General features: G+C 68.1%; 16 protein-coding genes. 6 read left to right on the top strand and 10 right to left on the bottom strand.

The features are described 5' to 3' along the window. Positions 1-68: 68 nt before the first annotated feature. Together FOZ70_RS33550 and FOZ70_RS33545 are read right to left on the bottom strand one after the other, a co-directional pair. On the bottom strand, positions 69-518 hold the full coding sequence (locus FOZ70_RS33550; RefSeq protein WP_042973791.1) for a phosphate-starvation-inducible PsiE family protein: 450 nt from the start codon (positions 516-518) through the stop codon (positions 69-71). Then, complete coding sequence (locus FOZ70_RS33545) at positions 515-934, bottom strand: LysR family transcriptional regulator (RefSeq protein ID WP_059485954.1); 420 nt, start codon at positions 932-934, stop codon at positions 515-517. The genes FOZ70_RS33550 and FOZ70_RS33545 overlap by 4 nt, the downstream gene beginning before the upstream one ends. Before the next feature lie 368 nt (positions 935-1,302). Here FOZ70_RS33545 and FOZ70_RS33540 point away from each other — a divergent pair, with 368 nt between their 5' ends. After that, positions 1,303-2,364 (top strand): Dyp-type peroxidase, encoded by a 1,062-nt coding sequence (locus FOZ70_RS33540; RefSeq protein ID WP_042973787.1) that lies wholly within the window; start codon positions 1,303-1,305, stop codon positions 2,362-2,364. A gap of 179 nt (positions 2,365-2,543) precedes the next feature. Here the strand turns inward: FOZ70_RS33540 and FOZ70_RS33535 are convergent, their stop codons facing one another. Beyond that, positions 2,544-2,933, bottom strand: coding sequence for a GIY-YIG nuclease family protein (locus FOZ70_RS33535; RefSeq protein WP_021157953.1), 390 nt, complete (start codon positions 2,931-2,933; stop codon positions 2,544-2,546). Between the two features lie 440 nt (positions 2,934-3,373). Here FOZ70_RS33535 and FOZ70_RS33530 point away from each other — a divergent pair, with 440 nt between their 5' ends. The 4 genes from FOZ70_RS33530 to FOZ70_RS33515 all read left to right on the top strand — a co-directional run bounded on the left by FOZ70_RS33530 (position 3,374) and on the right by FOZ70_RS33515 (position 10,437). Continuing rightward, positions 3,374-4,189 carry a family 1 encapsulin nanocompartment shell protein gene (locus FOZ70_RS33530; RefSeq protein ID WP_021157952.1) on the top strand — a complete coding sequence of 272 codons (816 nt, stop codon included), beginning with the start codon at positions 3,374-3,376 and terminating at the stop codon, positions 4,187-4,189. A 102-nt stretch (positions 4,190-4,291) separates the two neighbouring features. After that, positions 4,292-4,561, top strand: a complete 270-nt coding sequence (locus FOZ70_RS33525; protein ID WP_059485958.1) for a hypothetical protein — start codon at positions 4,292-4,294, stop codon at positions 4,559-4,561. A 628-nt stretch (positions 4,562-5,189) separates the two neighbouring features. Beyond that, positions 5,190-8,033, top strand: a complete 2,844-nt coding sequence (locus FOZ70_RS33520; RefSeq protein ID WP_059485960.1) for an AAA family ATPase — start codon at positions 5,190-5,192, stop codon at positions 8,031-8,033. Between the two features lie 124 nt (positions 8,034-8,157). Beyond that, on the top strand, positions 8,158-10,437 hold the full coding sequence (locus FOZ70_RS33515) for an FdhF/YdeP family oxidoreductase (RefSeq protein ID WP_059623781.1): 2,280 nt from the start codon (positions 8,158-8,160) through the stop codon (positions 10,435-10,437). Positions 10,438-10,574: 137 nt separating this feature from the next. On the opposite strand, the gene FOZ70_RS33510 is transcribed toward FOZ70_RS33515, so the two are convergent. Further along, positions 10,575-11,996 (bottom strand): cytosine permease, encoded by a 1,422-nt coding sequence (locus FOZ70_RS33510; RefSeq protein WP_059485964.1) that lies wholly within the window; start codon positions 11,994-11,996, stop codon positions 10,575-10,577. Positions 11,997-12,398: 402 nt separating this feature from the next. Here FOZ70_RS33510 and FOZ70_RS33505 point away from each other — a divergent pair, with 402 nt between their 5' ends. Next, entirely contained in the window at positions 12,399-13,322 is a 924-nt protein-coding gene (locus FOZ70_RS33505; RefSeq protein WP_059485967.1) for a LysR substrate-binding domain-containing protein, read from the top strand. 58 nt (positions 13,323-13,380) lie between these two features. Here FOZ70_RS33505 and argE read toward each other — a convergent pair whose 3' ends face one another. The 6 genes from argE to FOZ70_RS33475 form a co-directional block, all read right to left on the bottom strand. Next, on the bottom strand, positions 13,381-14,544 hold the full coding sequence (argE, locus tag FOZ70_RS33500) for an acetylornithine deacetylase (protein WP_219707618.1): 1,164 nt from the start codon (positions 14,542-14,544) through the stop codon (positions 13,381-13,383). Then, on the bottom strand, positions 14,537-15,214 hold the full coding sequence (locus tag FOZ70_RS33495; protein WP_219707617.1) for a DUF1028 domain-containing protein: 678 nt from the start codon (positions 15,212-15,214) through the stop codon (positions 14,537-14,539). Before FOZ70_RS33495 ends, argE begins: the two co-directional genes overlap by 8 nt. Before the next feature lie 8 nt (positions 15,215-15,222). Continuing rightward, positions 15,223-15,660 (bottom strand): RidA family protein, encoded by a 438-nt coding sequence (locus tag FOZ70_RS33490; RefSeq protein ID WP_021157943.1) that lies wholly within the window; start codon positions 15,658-15,660, stop codon positions 15,223-15,225. 85 nt (positions 15,661-15,745) lie between these two features. After that, complete coding sequence (locus tag FOZ70_RS33485; RefSeq protein ID WP_219707616.1) at positions 15,746-17,086, bottom strand: NAD(P)/FAD-dependent oxidoreductase; 1,341 nt, start codon at positions 17,084-17,086, stop codon at positions 15,746-15,748. A gap of 227 nt (positions 17,087-17,313) precedes the next feature. Continuing rightward, positions 17,314-17,760 carry a hypothetical protein gene (locus tag FOZ70_RS33480; protein ID WP_021157940.1) on the bottom strand — a complete coding sequence of 149 codons (447 nt, stop codon included), beginning with the start codon at positions 17,758-17,760 and terminating at the stop codon, positions 17,314-17,316. Between the two features lie 157 nt (positions 17,761-17,917). Continuing rightward, positions 17,918-18,357: hypothetical protein (locus FOZ70_RS33475; RefSeq protein WP_219707615.1), on the bottom strand; the 440-nt coding region annotated here is incomplete at its 5' end.

Genomic DNA, 18,357 nt, shown 5'->3' with positions numbered 1-18,357 from the left:
GCCTTGGCTAGTTTGGCCGCCTTGGCCGCTTACAGCCGCCGTGCCACATGCGGCACGCCGCCCGCTCCTCACCTGCGCGCATGCACATCGTCCTCGACATCGTCGACGTCCGCCGGAAAGCGATGCTGGCCGAAACTCAGGATCAGCACGCCCACCGCGAGCAGCACGATTCCGAACGTCGTCATCAGCATCCGCTCGGGGCTGTCGGTCGCCCCGCGCAGGATCAGGTCGCGCGCGAGCGACGTCATCGCGATGAACAGCGGAAACCGCACGGGCAGCCGGCCGAGCCGCAGGTAACGCACGTCCATCGCGAGCACTTCCAGGTACAGGAACATCAGCAGCAGGTCGGTCAGCGACACTTCGCCCGCCAGCACGACCTTCCACGCTTCCTGCGCCATCGCGAACGCGGTCGCGAGCCCGATCACGATCAGCCCGGCCAGCTCGGCCGCGTGAAGGAAATGGCCGAAGCGGCGGCGAATGCGCTCGGCCGGCGAGCGGGGAACGGTGGTCGTATTCAAGGTGACAGTCGCGTTGAGGAAACTTGAACGGCGCCGGGTGGCGGAAACGCCGCGTCGCGCGCGGCAGCATGCACGGTCCCGCTATCGGGTGCGTCGGGTGCGTCGGGTGCATCGTGCGCGTCGGCCGCGTCGAGCGCATCCGGCACCGCCGGCGCGTGCGGGCCGGCCGCGCCGATCGCCTGCTCGACCGCGGACAGCGTCCGGCGGCAGCATACGTGGAACGCGACGCCCGCATCGGAGCAGGCCACGTCGTCGTGCTCGCGACACAGCAGCAGGCGGCAGCCGAGATACCGTTCGAGGCAGTCGATCCGTTCGCTCACCTGCGCTTCGTCGAGCCGCAGTTCGGACGCCGCACCGGACAGGCCGCCACGCTCGACCACCGCGACATACACACGCATCGCTTCCAGCAGGTTCATGATGACGCTCCTCGTCGGCGGGCGCAGCGGAACCTAATCTACTGCACGCGGCATGCGCGCTCAAGAGCACAGCGCCGCCCACGCCAGGAGTACAGCTGCGCGTGCGCTGCCCGAAACCCGGCCCTGTTTGACGCATTCGCATGACAGTTCGGCGATACGGGTTCCAAAGCCCCGCCGAAGCTGCTAGATTGCTTGCTCGACGACGTTACGCGGTGCGGGCCGGTCACGCGCCGCGCGGCCGGCCGCCACCGCCGCGGCCCGTTGCGCGAGGCACGCGCGACGTCCTTCATCCGCATGACACAAAGAGAACAGTCGCATGACACAGTTCAACCGTTCGCCTTCGCGCGCCACGGCCCGCCCGTCCCGACATGACTGACCGGCAGCCCGCGATGCAGACACCTCCCCCGCTCTCCCAGGCCGTTCACAGCCCGATCACGCGCAGCGCGATCTTCCTCGTGGCGACGATCAATCCCGGCGCCGAGCACGCCGACACGATCCGTTCGTGGTGCGGCGACATCGCCGCGCTCGTGCGCTCGGTCGGCAAGCGCGTGCCGGGCGGCAACCTCACCTGCGTATGCGGCTTCGGCGCCGACGCATGGGACGCGCTGTTCGGCGCCCCGCGCCCCGCCGCGCTGCATCCGTTCCGCGAGTTCGGCGCGGGGCAGCGCGTCGCGGTCGCGACGCCGGGCGATATCCTGCTGCACATCCGCGCGGAAGCGATGGACCTGTGCTTCGAACTCGCGACGCAGTTGCTCGGCGCGCTCGGCGATGCCGTCACGGTGGTCGACGAGGTGCACGGCTTCCGCAATTTCGACCAGCGCGCGATGATCGGCTTCGTCGACGGCACCGAGAACCCGGAAGGCCGCGAGGCGGTCGACTTCACGGTGATCGGCGACGAAGACGCGGAATTCGCGGGCGGCAGCTACGTGATCGTGCAGAAGTACCTGCACGACATGGCCGGCTGGAATGCGCTCGCGGTCGAGACGCAGGAACGCATCATCGGCCGCACCAAGTTGTCGGATATCGAACTCGCGCCGGACGTGAAGCCGTCGTGCTCGCACAGCTCGTTGACCACGCTCGACGAGAACGGCCAGGAAGTGAAGATCCTGCGCGACAACATGCCGTTCGGGCGCCCGGGCGCGGGCGAATTCGGCACCTACTTCATCGGTTACGCGCGCTCGCCGGCGCCGATCGAGCAGATGCTCGAGAACATGTTCGTCGGCCGCCCGCCCGGCAACTACGACCGCCTGCTCGACTACAGCCGCGCGGTCACCGGCTCGCTGTTCTTCGTGCCGTCCGCCGACCTGCTCGAAGCGCTCGCCGATCGCGCGGCGCCGGCCGCCGACGCCGCGCAGCCGGAAGCGTCGCCGTCCGCGCCGCATCGCGACGGTTCGCTGAAAATCGGCTCGCTGAAAGGCGTCCCGTCGTAACGCGCAGGGTACCGATGGCCGTCCGGCGCGCGACCGCGCGCCGGGCGTGTCCGGAACCGCCTCTGTCCAGTCGGCACGCAGTGCGCGTGCAGCGCCGCGCAACAGCCCCCTCCACCGCGCCACCGCTTATGGACGGTTACGCGCGCAGGCGTGCATTCCCGGCACGCCGCCCACGCGACTCAACCCACCAGAATATAGAGCCAGTTCTTCGGCAACGCCCCGCCCGGGCCGTTGCTGCATGCCAGCAGCCGTTCGCCGGATTGGGGGTGCGTGATGCCGGTACGGAACGTCTCGATGGCCTTGCGCTCCAGACGGTCGAACGCGTTCCCGACCAGGTTGTGCGCTTCGAGATAGATCGGTGCCATCAGCTTGAAGTCAGGCTTGGTGGCGCGATGTTTCGCCAGCCGGGTGTACAGGTCGCTGGTGATGCCGATATAGAACTTGCTGTACTCCGGCTTCGCGGCAAACGCGTTCAATACCTGCCGCAAATGCCCGATCACATCCTCGTGATTGATGACGCCCGTCTTCAGCATGTATTTGTCTTCGGGCGAGACGAGTTGTAACGCCATGAACGACCTCCACTTGTTGTGAAGCATCAATAGGCTGCGTCTATGATTCATCCGGGCCCCGGCTCCGACGACCGCCCAACCCCTGCTGGCAGACACCCGGCTGGATGAATGTTCGTAAGAATGCACGACTCGCGACAGGACGTCGACCGGAATTGATTCCGCACAGCGTCGAACGCGGCCCGGGCGACGGTGCCGCCGGCACGCCCCGGGTATCGCGGCAATCCGGTCGCGGCATTCCGTGTTCGCCCACCCCCGCACCGCGCGAATTGCATCACAGTTGCGCGACCGCACGGTGTCGTTTCGATTTGTGCTGCAGCGGTGTCGATCGAGCCTGCTAATATTCATTTTCGTCCGCGATCGGCAGGCTGGCATCACGCACAGCCCGTCAGCCGATCGGCCCGCCATCAAGTGTTTCCGCTGACGTGAGGCAATCCAAATCCATGAATAACCTGCACCGCGAACTCGCCCCGATCTCGTCTTCCGCCTGGGAACAAATCGAGGAGGAAGTGGCACGCACGTTCAAACGATCGGTGGCCGGCCGCCGCGTCGTCGATGTCGACGGCCCCGAAGGCCCCGAGCTGTCGGCCGTCGGCACCGGGCACCTGGTCGCCGTCGACGCGCCGCGCGAGCACGTGAACGCGCGGCTGCGCGAAGTCCGCACGATCGTCGAGCTGACGGTGCCGTTCGAGTTGAGCCGCGATGCGATCGACAGTGTCGAGCGCGGCGCGCGCGATGCCGACTGGCAACCGGCGAAGGACGCCGCGCAGCGGCTCGCGTTCGCCGAAGACAACGCGATCTTCGACGGCTACCGGGCCGCCGGCATCGTCGGCATCCGCGAAGGCACGTCGAACCGCAAGCTCACGCTGCCGGCGGACGTCAGCGCGTATCCCGACGCGATCAGCGATGCGCTCGAGGCGCTCCGCCTGGCCGGCGTCGACGGCCCGTATTCGGTGGTGCTCGGCTCGGATGCGTACACGGCGCTCAGCGAGGCGCGCGACCAGGGTTATCCGGTCCTCGGCCATATCAAACGGATCGTCAGCGGCGAGATCATCTGGGCGCCGGCGATCAGCGGCGGCTGCGTGCTGTCCACGCGCGGCGGCGATTACGAGCTGCATCTCGGGGAAGACGTATCGATCGGCTACACGAGCCATACCGACAAGGTCGTCCGCCTGTACCTGCGCGAAACGTTCACGTTCCTGATGCTGACGAGCGAAGCATCGGTGGCCGTCGCACCGCAGGGCAACCCAACGGCCTGACCTCCGCTGTCCGCGCGATGCCCGCCGGGCGTCGCGCGCGGCCGGCCGCACCGCCGGCCGCATGTTCGTCGCCGATCGAGCCCACTTTGCATGGAGTGTGTGATGAGCGAGTCGAATGAGGCATTACAGGCGCTGCAGGCGTCGGTCGACCAGCTGAAGAAGGCGGTCGACGCGAACGCGAGCCGCCAGGCCGGCGATACCGCCGTGCTGTTCACCGTCCTGTCGCTGGTCCTGGCCGAGTTGCCGCCCGACACGCGCAACCTGATCGAGGATTCGTTCTCCGTCTGGGCCAATGGCCTGCCGGATACGGCACTGTCAACCGACGTGAAGCAGATCGCCCGGCAACGGCTCGCGATGACCCTCCCGGACTGACCGCGGCACGCCGCGGTTGCGCCCCGTCCGCGCCGGACCGTGCAACCCGCCTGCTCCTTCGGCCGCCACGCACGCATCGTCCGCGGTGCGCGCATGGTTGCATCCGGCCGCTCGCCGCACGTCCCCGTTGCGGCGCTTCCGTCGCGCCCGGCCACCCGCGGCACCCGCCATCCACCTGCAACCGGCGCCCTGCGCGCCCATGTCGCACCGCGCCCCGTTCGCGTGGCGCCCGCCCCGCTTTCCCGTCACCACGCGTTACGCGTGCCGCGCACGCCCGCGCCGCCGTGCATCCGCGCGTCTGTGCTCCTCTTCGTCCGTTCGCGCCCGCATCCGAGGGTGCAATTCGCGGCCGGGCCGGCGTGGAACTGTGTCTTGGATGGCCTCCGCCGATTCGCTATTTTGAACGCAGTCGAAGCGATGCCGTGGGCTCCTCCCGGCACGCACGCCTGCCGTCCTGACCGCGACCGCGCACGACGCCGGCGCGCACTGCGCGACAGCCCGGGCACGGCCCGCGCGCCGCCGTGCCGCCCTGCTTCATGTCGTGCGTTCGCGGTCGGGCCGCGCAAGCGCCGCACCGCATCGGGACTTCACCCTTCGACCCACTTTCACCGACAGGAGCCAGACCACCATGCCCGCACTTTGCGATATCTGCCACGCCCGGCCGGCCGTCGCGCGCGCAACCGTGATGCAGGACGGCGAGCGCAAGACCATCTCGATCTGCGACTACCACTTCCGTCAGCTGATGCGGCATCAAAGCATGCTGAACCCGTTCGATTCGCTGCTGGGCGGCGGCTCGTCGTCGCTGTTCGGCGGGCTCGGTGACGAATCGCCGCTCGCCGCCGAAGTCCCGCGCGAATCGGTCGACCCGACCGACGCGTTCAGCGAGCAGACGCTGGAACTGCTGCAGCGCGCGGCCGAGAAGGCGCACGAGCTGCGCCGCAGCGAGCTCGATTCCGAACACCTGCTTTACGCGCTCGCGGACACCGACGTGTGCGCCGCGCTGCTGAAGGAACTGAAGCTGTCGCCGCAGGACATCCGGTCGTACATCGACGAGCACGCGCACACCGGCACGGCCGACCCCGATGCGCCGCTCGACAAGCTGTCGATCTCGCCGCGCGTGAAGAAGGCCGTGCAGTACGCGTTCCAGGCGTCGCGCGATCTCGGCCACTCGTACATCGGCCCCGAGCACCTGCTGATCGGGCTCGCATCGGTGCCGGACAGCGTCGCCGGCACGCTGCTGAAAAAATACGGCGTGACGCCCGAGGCGTTGCGCCAGAAAGTCGTGAAGGTGGTCGGCAAGGGTGCCGAGGACGGCCGCGTCGATGCGCCGACCGGCACGCCGAACCTCGACAAGTTCGGCCGCGACCTCACCGCGATCGCGCGCCAGGGCAAGCTCGACCCGGTGCTCGGCCGCGCGCAGGAAATCGAGAGCACGATCGAGGTGCTCGCGCGCCGCAAGAAGAACAACCCGGTGCTGATCGGCGAGCCGGGTGTCGGCAAGACGGCGATCGTCGAGGGGCTCGCGCAGCGGATCGTCAACGGCGACGTGCCCGAGGTGCTGCGCGACAAGCGGCTCGTCGAAGTCAACATCAACTCGATGGTGGCAGGCGCCAAGTATCGCGGCGAGTTCGAGGAGCGCGCGAAGCAGCTGATCGACGAAGTCACGGCGAAGCAGGACGAACTGATCCTGTTCATCGACGAGCTGCATACGATCGTCGGCGCCGGACAGGGCGGCGGCGAAGGCGGCCTCGACATCGCGAACGTGCTGAAACCCGCGCTCGCGCGCGGCGAGCTGAGCCTGATCGGCGCGACGACGCTCAACGAATACCAGAAGTACATCGAGAAGGACGCCGCGCTCGAGCGGCGCTTCCAGCCGGTGTTCGTGCCGGAGCCGAGCGTCGAGCAGACGATCGTGATCCTGCGCGGGCTGCGCGACAGCCTCGAGGCGCATCATCAGGTGACGTTCGCCGACGACGCATTCGTCGCGGCCGCGGAATTCGCCGACCGCTACATCACGTCGCGCTTCCTCCCCGACAAGGCGATCGACCTGATCGACCAGGCCGCCGCACGCGTGCGGATCGGCGCGACGTCGCGCCCGGTCGACATTCAGGAAGGCGAAGCGCAGATCGCGCAACTGAAGCGCGAGCAGGACTACGCGACCTCGCGCAAGCGCTTCGACGAAGCGAAGCAGTTCGAGGAGCAGATCAACGCGAAGCAGAAGTCCGTCGACGAGATGATGGAGGCGTGGCAGCGCAAGACGGGCTCCGAGACGCTCGAGGTGACGGTCGAATCCGTGGCCGAGGTCGTGTCGCGCCTGACCGGCATCCCCGTGTCCGAACTCACGCAGGAAGAACGCCAGAAGCTGCTGAAGATGGAAGAGCAGCTGCGCGAGCGCGTGGTCGGCCAGAGCGACGCGGTGGTGGCCGTCAGCGATGCCGTGCGGCTGTCGCGCGCGGGGCTCGGCCAGACGCACCGGCCGATCGCGACGTTCCTGTTCCTCGGGCCGACGGGCGTCGGCAAGACCGAGCTCGCGAAGGCGCTCGCCGAGACCGTGTTCGGCGACGAACAGGCGATCATCCGCATCGACATGTCCGAGTACATGGAGCGGCACGCGGTCGCGCGGCTGATCGGCGCGCCGCCCGGCTACGTCGGCTACGACGAAGGCGGCCAGCTCACCGAGCGCGTGCGGCGGCGCCCGTACAGCGTGATCCTGCTCGACGAGATCGAGAAGGCGCACCCCGATGTGTACAACGTGCTGCTGCAGGTGTTCGACGACGGCCGCCTGACCGACGGCAAGGGCCGCGTGGTCGACTTCAGCAACACGATCATCATCGCGACGAGCAACCTCGGCGCCGCGATCATCATGGACAACCTCACGCAGCCGGAAGCCGCGCGCAAGACCGACAAGGCGATCCGCGAGGAACTGATGCAGGTGCTGAAGGGCCATTTCCGCCCCGAGTTCCTGAACCGCATCGACGAGGTGATCGTCTTCCACGCGCTGTCGAAGGAGAACATCCGCTCGATCGTGCAGATCCAGCTCGACCGCGTGATCCGCACGGCCGCCGCGCAGGACATCACGCTCGTGATGGGCGATTCGCTCGTCGAGCACCTGACCGAAGCCGGTTACCAGCCGGAATTCGGCGCGCGCGAGCTGAAGCGCCAGATCCGCCAGACCATCGAGACGCGGCTCGCCAAGGAGATCCTCGCCGACCGGCTGAAGTCGGGTGACAAGTGCGAAGTCGACTACGACAAGGACAGCGACGAAGTGAAGTTCAACAAGCTCGCCGCGCCTGAAGCGAAGGAAGCGAAGGAAGCGAAAGAGACGAAGGAAGCCGACGGCAAGGCCAAGCCCAACGGCCGGGCCGCCAAGGCGGCAGCAGACGCGAAGCCGCACGACACGCCCGCCGACGCCCCGCCGCCCGCGGCGAAGCCCGGCAAGAAGTCGTCCGGCGCGAAGAAGGACGCCCACTAAAACAACGCATGCCCTGCAACCCGGGGCACGCATGACCGGCTCCGTCCGCCGGACGGAGCCGCCCCACGCCGCGACACGGCGCAACCGAGCCACCCGCACCGGGCCCGGCTATTGGAGATTCACCATGACAAATCGACGCGAAGTGCCAGGCATCAGGAAGTACGACGGGCCGGCCGGCGGTTGGGGCGCGCTTCGCGCGACAGCCGACGCGGTGCGCACCCAGATGGAGACCATCGAGGCGCCGATCGTGCTGATGCGGACCAACCAGCCCGACGGCTTCGACTGCCCCGGCTGTGCGTGGCCCGACAAGGAACACAAGTCGACGTTCCAGTTCTGCGAGAACGGCGCGAAGGCCGTCACGTGGGAAGCGACGACCAAGCGCGTGACGCCCGAGTTCTTCGCGGCGAACACCGTGTCGTCGCTGCTGCGCATGTCGGACTACGAACTGGAGAACATGGGCCGGCTCACGCATCCGCTCGTCTACGATCGCGCGACCGACACGTTCCGCGAGATCGCATGGGACGATGCGTTCGCCCGCATCGGCGAAGTGCTGCGCGCGCTGCCGCCGGAGCAGGTCGAGTTCTACACGTCGGGCCGCGCATCGAACGAAGCCGCGTACCTGTACCAGCTGTTCGCGCGCGAACTCGGCACCAACAACTTCCCCGACTGCTCGAACATGTGCCACGAGCCGACCAGCGTCGGCCTGCCGCAGTCTATCGGCATCGGCAAGGGCACAGTGTCGCTGGAGGATTTCGACCACTGCGAGCTGATCATCTCGATCGGCCACAACCCCGGCACGAACCACCCGCGGATGATGGGCACGCTGCACGAATGCTCGCGGCGCAACGTGCCGATCATCGTGTTCAACCCGCTGCGCGAGCGCGCGCTCGAACGCTTCGCGGACCCGCAGGACATGATCGAGATGGCGTCGTTCGGCTCGACGCGGATTGCGTCGACGTACTACCAGGTCGACGCCGGCGGCGACGCGGCCGCGCTGAAGGGCATCATGAAGGCGCTGCTGAAGCTCGAAGCCGAGCAAGGCAACGTGCTCGACCGCGATTTCATCGCGCAGCACACCGACGGCTTCGACGCGTTCTCGGCCGACCTCGAAGCCACGTCGTGGGACGACATCGAACGCGCGAGCGGCCTCAGCCAGGCGCAGCTCGAACAGGTCGCGATCGCGTACGCGAAGTCGAACGCGACGATCATCACGTACGGGATGGGCGTCACGCAGCACAACAAGGGCACCGCAACCGTGCGCTTGATCGCCGACCTGCTGCTGATGCGCGGCAACATCGGCAAGCCGGGTGCCGGCGTGTGCCCGCTGCGCGGCCATTCGAACGTGCAGGGCAACCGCACGGTCGGCATCACCGAGAAGCCGTCGGCCGAGTTCCTGAAGAAGATCGAGGACGTGTGCGGCTTCACGCCGCCCGCGCATCACGGGCACGACGCGGTGCAGGCAATGCAGGCGATGATCGACGGCACCGCGAAGGCACTGCTGTGCCTCGGCGGCAACTTCGCGGTCGCGCTGCCCGATCCGGAACAGTCGTTCCCGGCGATGGCAAAGCTCGACCTGAGCGTGCATCTCGGCACGAAGCTGAACCGCTCGCACCTGCTGGTCGCGAAGGAAACCTTCATCCTGCCGGTGCTCGGCCGCACCGAGCTCGACATGCAGGCCACCGGCCGGCAGTCGATCACCGTCGAGGATTCGATGTCGATGGTTCACGCGTCGGCCGGCAAGCTCAAGCCGGCGTCCGACCAGTTGCGCTCGGAGCCCGCGATCGTCGCGGGGATCGCGCATGCGACGCTGCCGAACAGCAAGGTCGCATGGCTCGACCTGATCGCCGACTACGACCGCATCCGCGACCTGATCGACCGCACGGTGGACGGCTTCGAGGCGTTCAACGAACGCATCCGCACGCCGGGCGGCTTCCGGCTGCCGCTGCCGCCCACCGAGCGCGTGTGGCCGACGCCGACCGGCAAGGCGATGTTCTCGGTCTACAAGGGCGTGAAAGAGGATGCCGACGTGCTCGGCGGCGAGCAGGTGCTGCGGCTCATCACGCTGCGCAGCCACGACCAGTACAACACGACGATCTACGGGCTCGACGATCGTTATCGCGGCGTGTTCGGGCGTCGCGACGTGCTGTTCATGAACCCGGCCGATCTCGCGAAGTACGGGCTCGAACACGGCGACCTCGTCGACATCGAGACGATCACCGCCTCGGGCCGCACGCTGCGTCTCGAAAAGATCACCGCGATCGAGTACGACATCGCGCCGGGTTCGGTCGGCGCGTACTACCCGGAAGCGAACGTGCTCGTGCCGCTCGACTACATCGACAAGGAAAGCGGCACGCCGTCGTACAAGTCGGTGCCGGTGCGGGTGGCGCGCTCGGCGGTGGTCTGATCCGCAGGCAGGCAGGTTCGCGTCGCGGCACGCCGCGTGCCTGAACCCGCCTGCCGCCCCGCTCCCGCCTTTCCCGGCCGCCGCATCGCAACCGATGCGGCGGCCGTTTCGTTTCATCGCGCCGAACAACGCCCGGTTTACCGCACCGCCGTCGGCGGCATCGTCGCCCCCGTCTGCCGGCGCCGATACGCGCTGTCGCGCGTCGCGAGCCAGTAGTACAGCGGCGACGTCAGCGCGAGCCCCACGAGCCACGACAGGTCCGCGCCGCCGAGATGCGCGGGAATCGGGCCCGCATACATCGGCGTGTTCATGAACGGGATCTGCACCAGGATGCCGATCGCATACGCGAGCAGCGCCTGCGGGTTGAAGCGGCCGTAGATCCCGCCGTCGGCCATGAAGATCGACTGGATGTCGTACTTGCCCTTGTGGATCACGTAGAAGTCGATCAGGTTGATCGCGGTCCACGGCACCAGCACGACGAGCAGCGCGAGCACGAGATCGACGAGGTTGCCGACGAAGTTCGTCGACGCGCCGATCGCCGCGTAGCAGCACGCGACGAAGATCACGACCGACACCACCGCGCGCGCCTTCGCGGTCGGAATCCATTTGTACGCGAACGTCTGCACCGACGTGATCACCGCGAGCACCGCGCCGTACAGGTTCAGCGCGTTGTGGCTGATCACGCTCAGCAGGAACAGCACGAGCATCAGCGGGCCGAGCGGGCCGGTCGCCTGCTTGACCGCATCCATCGTGTCCGCGCCGGCCGGCACCGCGAGCACCGCGACCGCGCCGAAGATGAACGCGAGCGTCGAGCCGATCGTGCAGCCGAGGTAGGTCGCCCAGAACGTCGACGCCACGCCGACGTTTTCCGGCAGATAGCGCGAATAGTCCGACACGTACGGCGCGAACGCGATCTGCCACAACGCCGACAGCGACACCGTCGCGAGCCAGCCCGCGAAGTCGAAGCCGCCGCGCGTCAGGAAATCGTCGGTCGTCACGTGCGTGAGGATCATCCAGAAGCCGACGACGATGCCGATGCCGAGCACCCACGTGCCGATCCGGTTCAGGATGTGGATGAACCGGTATCCGACGATCCCGATCAGCCCCGAACCCACCGCGCCGATCACGATGCCGACGGGCACCGGCACCGACGCTGCGATGCCGTGCACCGACTTGCCGGCGAGCACGATGTTCGACGCGAAGAAGCCGACATACATCACGGCCGCGATCACGGTCACGAGCAGCGCGCCCCACGAGCCGAACTGCGCGCGGCTCTGGATCATCTGCGGGATGCCCATCTGCGGCCCCTGCGCAGAATGCAGCGCCATCAGCACGCCGCCCACCGCCTGGCCGACGACGATCGCGACGATGCCCCATAGCAGGTTCAGGTGGAACATCTGCACGCCGAGCGCGCCGGTCACGATCGGCAGCGGCGCGATGTTGCCGCCGAACCAGAGCGTGAACAGGTCGCGCACCTTGCCGTGGCGCTCGGCGGGCGGCACGTAGCCGATCGTGTGCTTCTCTATCATCGGGGACGCATTGCGTTCCGCGTTCGTCATGGTGAAGTCTCCTGTCCTGCGCGGCGATGCGCGCGTGCCGTGTCAGCCGGCGCGCGTCGGGGTGCGCGCCTGCAATCGGGTCCGGATACGCGAACGACGACGCACCGCGTGCACACGCGGCGGAGTCGAACGCAGCAGCCAAAACACTCGCGGGGACGGATGACATGCCCCGCCGGCGCGTGTGCGGCCGCTTCGTGATCGTGGTGATCGTCGCGATCCAGGTTGGAGACGATGGTGCGCCACGGGTATCGCGACCGGAAAATACTAAAAATATTTCCGGGACATACGAAAAAGCTCTGCAGCGGAAATTCCGGCGCCGGGGCCTTTCAGGTAAGGTGCTACGCACAACCATGGACAGATTGCGCCCGGGCGGCACGCCGGGGCCGTGCATCAGAGGTGCGTGTGGCTCACTACACTTTGCGGCAACTGAAATACTTCGTGACGACGGTGGAATCCGGCAGCGTGGCCGAGGCCTCGCGCCAGCTCTTCATCGCGCAGCCGTCGATCTCCAGCGCGATCAAGGGGCTGGAAGAAAGCTTCGGCGTGAAGCTGTTCATCCGCCATCATGCGCAGGGCGTATCGCTGACGCCGGGTGGCACGCGCTTCTACCGGAAAGCGCAGGAGCTGCTGCGCATCGCGCACGAATTCGAACAGAACGCGCTCGCCGACAACGACGTGATCACCGGGCAGATCGACATCGGCTGCTTCGAGACGGTCGCGCCGCTCTACCTGCCGCAACTGATCGCGGGCTTTCGCGAGCGCTACCCGGGCGTGAACATCCGGCTGCGCGACGGTGACCAGCAGGAGCTCGTGCAGGGCTTGACGTCCGGCACGTTCGATCTCGCGCTCATGTACGACCACGATCTCGACGGCACGATCGAGACCGAACCGCTGATGCCGCCGCAGCAGCCGTACGTGCTGCTGCCGGAGAACCACCGGTTCGCGGGCCAGGCGCACGTGTCGTTGCGTGACCTCTGCGTCGAACCGATGATCCTGCTCGACGTGCAGCCGAGCCGCACGTATTTCGTCAGCCTCTTTCACGAACTCGGGCTGACGCCGAACATCGTGTTCGGGTCGCCGTCGATCGAGATGGTGCGCGGGATGGTCGGCCAGGGATTCGGCTTCTCGCTGCTCGTCACGCGCCCGCACTCCGAATACACATACGACGGCCAGCGGGTCGTGACGATCGGCCTCAGCGAAACGGTGAGCCCGTCGGGGCTCGTGAGCGCGCGGTTGAAGCGCGGCCAGCTCACGAAGCAGGCGCAGTCGTTCGTCGACTTCTGCCGCGAGCGGCTCGCGCAGATCGTCGCGGAAACGGCGAGATAAGACGCGCAAACACGCACGCACCGCGCGAGGCGGTGCATGCGTGTTTGCAGTGACGACTTCAGGCGGCCGACGACAAATAGGCGGCCAGACGACCCAGCATCGCGTCGCATCCATGCAGCTGGTCGAGCGTGACGAACTCGTCGGGCTTGTGCCCCTGGTCCATGCTGCCGGGCCCGCATACCACGGCCGGAATCCCGGCCTGCCCGAACAGCCCGCCCTCGGTGCCGAATGCGACCGTGCCGAACGCATCGGAACCGCTCAGCATCGCGAGCAGGCGCGCGGCCTCGCCGTCCGGCGCAGTGGCCAGCCCCGGATACGCGCCCAACGGCTGCAATCGAATATCGGTGTCGGGCCGCACCGCACGCATTCGCGGCAACAGTTCGGATTCCGCATAGTCCTGCAGCTTGCGCGGCACGTCGTGCGCGTCGAAATCCGGCAGTGCTCGCACCTCGAAGTCGAATTCGCATTCGGCCGGCACGATGTTCAGCGCGCGGCCGCCCTTGATCAGCCCCGTCTGCACGGTCGAGAACGGCGGATCGAAACGGCCGTCGTGCCGTTCGGGCCGCGCGAGCGCCGCGCCGATCTCGCCGAGCCGGCCGATCAGCTTCGCCGCATAGTCGATCGCGTTGACGCCCGACGGCGCATACGCCGAATGGCAAGCGGCCCCCTTCACGTGGCAGCGCATCGCGAGCTTGCCCTTGTGGCCGAGCACCGGCTTCAGTTCGGTCGGCTCGCCGATCAGGCACAGGCGCGGCCGGTGCGCACGCGCGGCCAGTACGTCGAGCATCGGCCGCACGCCGAGGCAGCCGACTTCCTCGTCGTACGAGAACGCGAGATGCACGGGCACGCGCAGCGGCCGTGCGACGAACGCCGGCACGGCCGCGAGCGCCGACGCGATGAAGCCCTTCATGTCGGCCGTGCCGCGCCCGTACAGGCGGCCGTCGCGCTCGGTCAGCCGGAACGGCTCGACCGTCCACGCCTGCCCTTCGACCGGCACCACGTCGGTATGGCCCGACAGCGCGATGCCGCCGCGATCGCGCGGACCGATCGTCGCGTACAGGCTCGCCTTCGTCCGTTCCGCGTTGTAGAACAGTTCGCTCTCGACGCCGAAGCCCGCGAGATAGTCGCGGATGAAACCGATCATCTCGAGATTCGAATCGCGGCTGACCGTCGCGAAACCGATCAGCCGCTCGAGCAGTACGCGGCTCGACGTGTCATTCATCGCCCGGTACTCCGTAGCTCGGCGCGGCGGTCGGGTTCAGCGCGCGCGTCTGGTAGTCCTGCATCTGCGGCCGATACGCCCGCCACAGCGCATCGAGCTGCCCGACCGGATCGGCATCGGCCCAGTCGACGCGCAGGTCGACGATCGGCCAGGTCACGTCGCCGGCCACCTTCAGCGCGGCCGAATGCACCGGCCCCGCCTCGCCGCCGGCCGCCATCGCCGCGTGCATCGCGGCGAGCAGGCGATCGGCGAGCAGGCCGGGGGCCTGCTCGAAGGCGCGCGCCATCGCGTCGATCACGTCCGGCGAAGCCAGCAGGTTGCCGGCCGCCACGCACTGTTCGCCGCGCACCGCGTGATGCGTGCCGAGCGCTTCCTTGCCGGTGAAGCACGCCGCCTGTCCCTGCCCGTCGATCACCGTGACCTGCCGGTACTGGCTCCAGCCGTTCGCGCTGAGCGCGCGGTCGAGCGCCGCGGCGGGCGCGAGCTGTTCGTGCTCGATCAGGTCGAGGATCTGCGGGCCGAGCGCCGGCAGCGTGATGTTCTGCGTCGCGACGGCGCCGACGCCCGCGCGCACCCACGGGCAGCGCGCGCCCACCGCGATGCTCGACGAGCTGATCGCGATGCCGAGCTGGCCCGTCTCCGTGCAGCGCCCGACGATGGAAAAAGTCATGTCGCCTCCTATGCGCGGTTCGGCTGCCAGTTGTCCGGAATCACGGCGATCACATCGATTTCCATCAGCCACTGCGGCTGGCCGAGCGCGGACACGACGAGCCCCGTCGAGATCGGATACACGCCCTTCAGCCACTTGCCGACTTCCTGGTACACCGGCTCGCGATAACGCGGGTCGATCAGGTAGGTCGTCGTCTTCACGATGTGCGTGAGGTCGCTGCCGGCTTCCTCCAGCAACTGCCTGACGTTCTTCATCGCCTGCTCGGCCTGCGCGCGCGGGTCGCCGAGGCCGACCAGGTTGCCGTCGAAGTCGGTGCCGACCTGGCCGCGCACGTAGACGGTGTTGCCGGCCCGCACGGCCTGGCACAGGTCGTTGTCGAGCGTCTGGTTCGGGTAGGTATCCTTCGTGTTGAACATGCGGATACGGGTATGGGTCGGTTGGCTCATGGAAATCCTTCAGTCGTCAGGGGGCACGCCGCCGCGCCGGGCGCGAACACCGTCGCGGTGCGGCAGGCGGGCGGCATGGGGTCGGTCAGTTGACCGCGTCGGCGAGCGGCCGCGCGTCGGCCTGCGACGCGGCGCCGCCCGGCTCCGGGCGCGATGCCGAGCGGCGCTGCGATGCGTCGTGGTATTCGAGGTAGGTGCGCTGCGTCGCGATGTGATCGGCGATGTGCCGCGCGTCGTGCCACACGCCCCAGATGAAGCTGGAGCCGCGCCGCGACAGCCATGGCAGCCCGAGGAAATAGATGCCCGGCTCCTTCGACACGCCGCGCTGGTGCTGCGGCTTGCCGTTCGCGTCGAACGCATCGACCTTCAGCCAGCCGTAGTCGACCGCATATCCCGTCGCCCAGACGATCGACGTGACGCCCGCGCCAGCGAGATCGAGCGCGAGGATCGGGTGCGCGACGCAGTCGGGGTTCGGCAGGATGTGGCGGGCGTCGGGTTCGGCCGGCAGGTCGAGGCCGTTGCGGGCCGCATAGGCGTCGGCCGCGTCGAGCAGCGACAGGTAGTTCTCGTCGCCGCGCGCAAGATTGATCGCGAGGTCGCGCTCGAACGTGGCCACGCCGCCGCTGAACGACTTCGTCAGCCCGACGAGCGTCACGCCCTGGTTCGCGAGCTTGCGGAAATCGACCGTATGGCCGCCGCGCGCGCCGCTCACCGCGATCGTCACGTGTTCGCGGCCGGGCGTCGCGACTTCCTTGTCCCATTCGCCGAGCACGCCGAGCCACCAGCAGAAGTCGCGGCCGCGATACGCGCGCGGCGGGCGGTCGTGCGGGCCCACCGACAGGTAGACCCGGCGGCCCGCGCGCTGCAGCTCGTCGGCGATCTGCACGCCCGACGAACCCGCGCCGACCACCAGCACCGCGCCGTCCGGGAGCTGGCCCGGGTTGCGGTAGTCGGCGGAATGAAGCTGCACGAGGCGCGCGTCGTCCGGTGCGATCGGCGGAATCACCGGGCGCTGGAACGGCCCCGTCGCGACGACCACGCGGTTCGCCTCGAACGTGCCGTCGGAGGTCTCGACGACGAAACCCGGCTTGCCCGTATTGCGCACGACCCGCGTCACCTCGACGCCGGTGCGGATCGGCGCGTCGAACTTGCGCGCATACGCTTCGAAGTAGTCCGCGACCTGGTCTTTCGACGCGAACGCGTCGGGGTCGAGGCCGTCGAATTCGAGCCCCGGGAAGCGGTCGTGCCACGCGGGGCCGTTGGCGACCAGCGAATCCCAGCGCCCGGTGCGCCAGCGTTCGGCGATGCGGCTGCGCTCCAGCACGAGATGCGGCACGCCCAGCTTGCCCAGGTGCTCGCTCATGGCCACGCCGGCCTGACCGGCGCCGACGACGAGCGTATCGATTGAGGTTGTTTCGACTGCCACGGCTGTCTCCTTCTGAAGTGCGGCTCGGCGCGACGCGCGTGCTGTCGCTCGAGCTGGAATGGAGACATTCTGCTGACACGCCGCTTGCGGCGAAATGATGATTTTTGTTGGTGTTGATGAGCAAAAAGCTGGGGGGCGCGCGGGCGGCGAGCGGCACGGAACGACGCGCCCGTGTTGCACCGGCGCCCGCCCGGACGGGGGGCGCCGGCTTCAACCGGTCGCGCCGGCTACGCGTTCGTCCATGCGCCGGCGCCCTGCCGATACTGGATCACGCCGCCGTTGATCCGCACCCGCAGGTTGCCGTCCGGCAACGGCACCCAGTTCTGCATGTCGAGGCTCAGCATCAGCGCGGCGAAGAAATCCCGCAGTTGTTGCGACTCGCTGGCCTGCCAGAGATCGATGCGCCCGAGGCAGGTACGCAGGTCGCCGCTCTGCTGCATGATCGTCTCGACCTGCCCGGCCACGTTCGCCGACGGGTCGTACACCTTGGTACCGTCGTCGCTGACGATCGACAGATGGATCGCGCGCACCGACGCCGGCTGGCCCGGCGTCTGCTCGACGAGCGCGATGCAGCTCGTCATCGCGCCGAAATCGATTTCCGCCGCGTCTCCCCAGATGCGCTCGCCAACCGCCAGCGGCGCGGGACCTTGTACGTTCTGAATGTCGTAGGGCATGGGTTCCTCACTTGACTCGATGGGACTGCCGGTGGCGGGGCCGCGACGTGTCCGCGAAAGCGGACACGCGTCGTTCCCGCCGCTCACCTCCCGCGTCGGGCCTGGCGGCCCGGCGGGTCGTGTCGATTGATTCCTGGCCGCCGCGCGCGGTCGCGCGCTACGCCCCCTTCTTGTCCAGCAGCGCCTGATACCGCTGCAGGCTCTCGTCGATCTTGTCGAGCGCGATGCTCGCGGCCTCGCCTTCGATCGCCTCCGCGGCACCCGCGACGACCGCCGCGGTCGCGACGAACAGATCGGTCAACAGCAGGCCCACCGCATCCATCGCCATCCCGCGCACGTTCTCGTCGATGGTCTTCTGCGCCAGGTCCTTCATCAGCACGCTCTTGCCCGCGATCGCCAGCGACGTCGACGCCTCGAAGTAGTTGGCCGCCGCCTGCGCGACCATCCCGCCCGCCTGCGTGATCATCATGTTCGGGCCGACGGCGATCTGCGTCGTCGCGTAGGACGCCGCCTCCGCGTTGATCGCCTGCACGGTCTGCAGCGCCGAACCGCCGCCCCCGGCCGGACCGGCGACCTGGTTCGGCGCTGCAGACCGTG

Source organism: Burkholderia sp. COPS, from assembly GCF_019425585.1.
GTDB classification, from domain to species: Bacteria; Pseudomonadota; Gammaproteobacteria; order Burkholderiales; family Burkholderiaceae; genus Burkholderia; species Burkholderia cepacia.
Note: the sequence above shows the minus strand (reverse complement) of the source record. Positions and strands in the feature narration are given on the sequence as shown.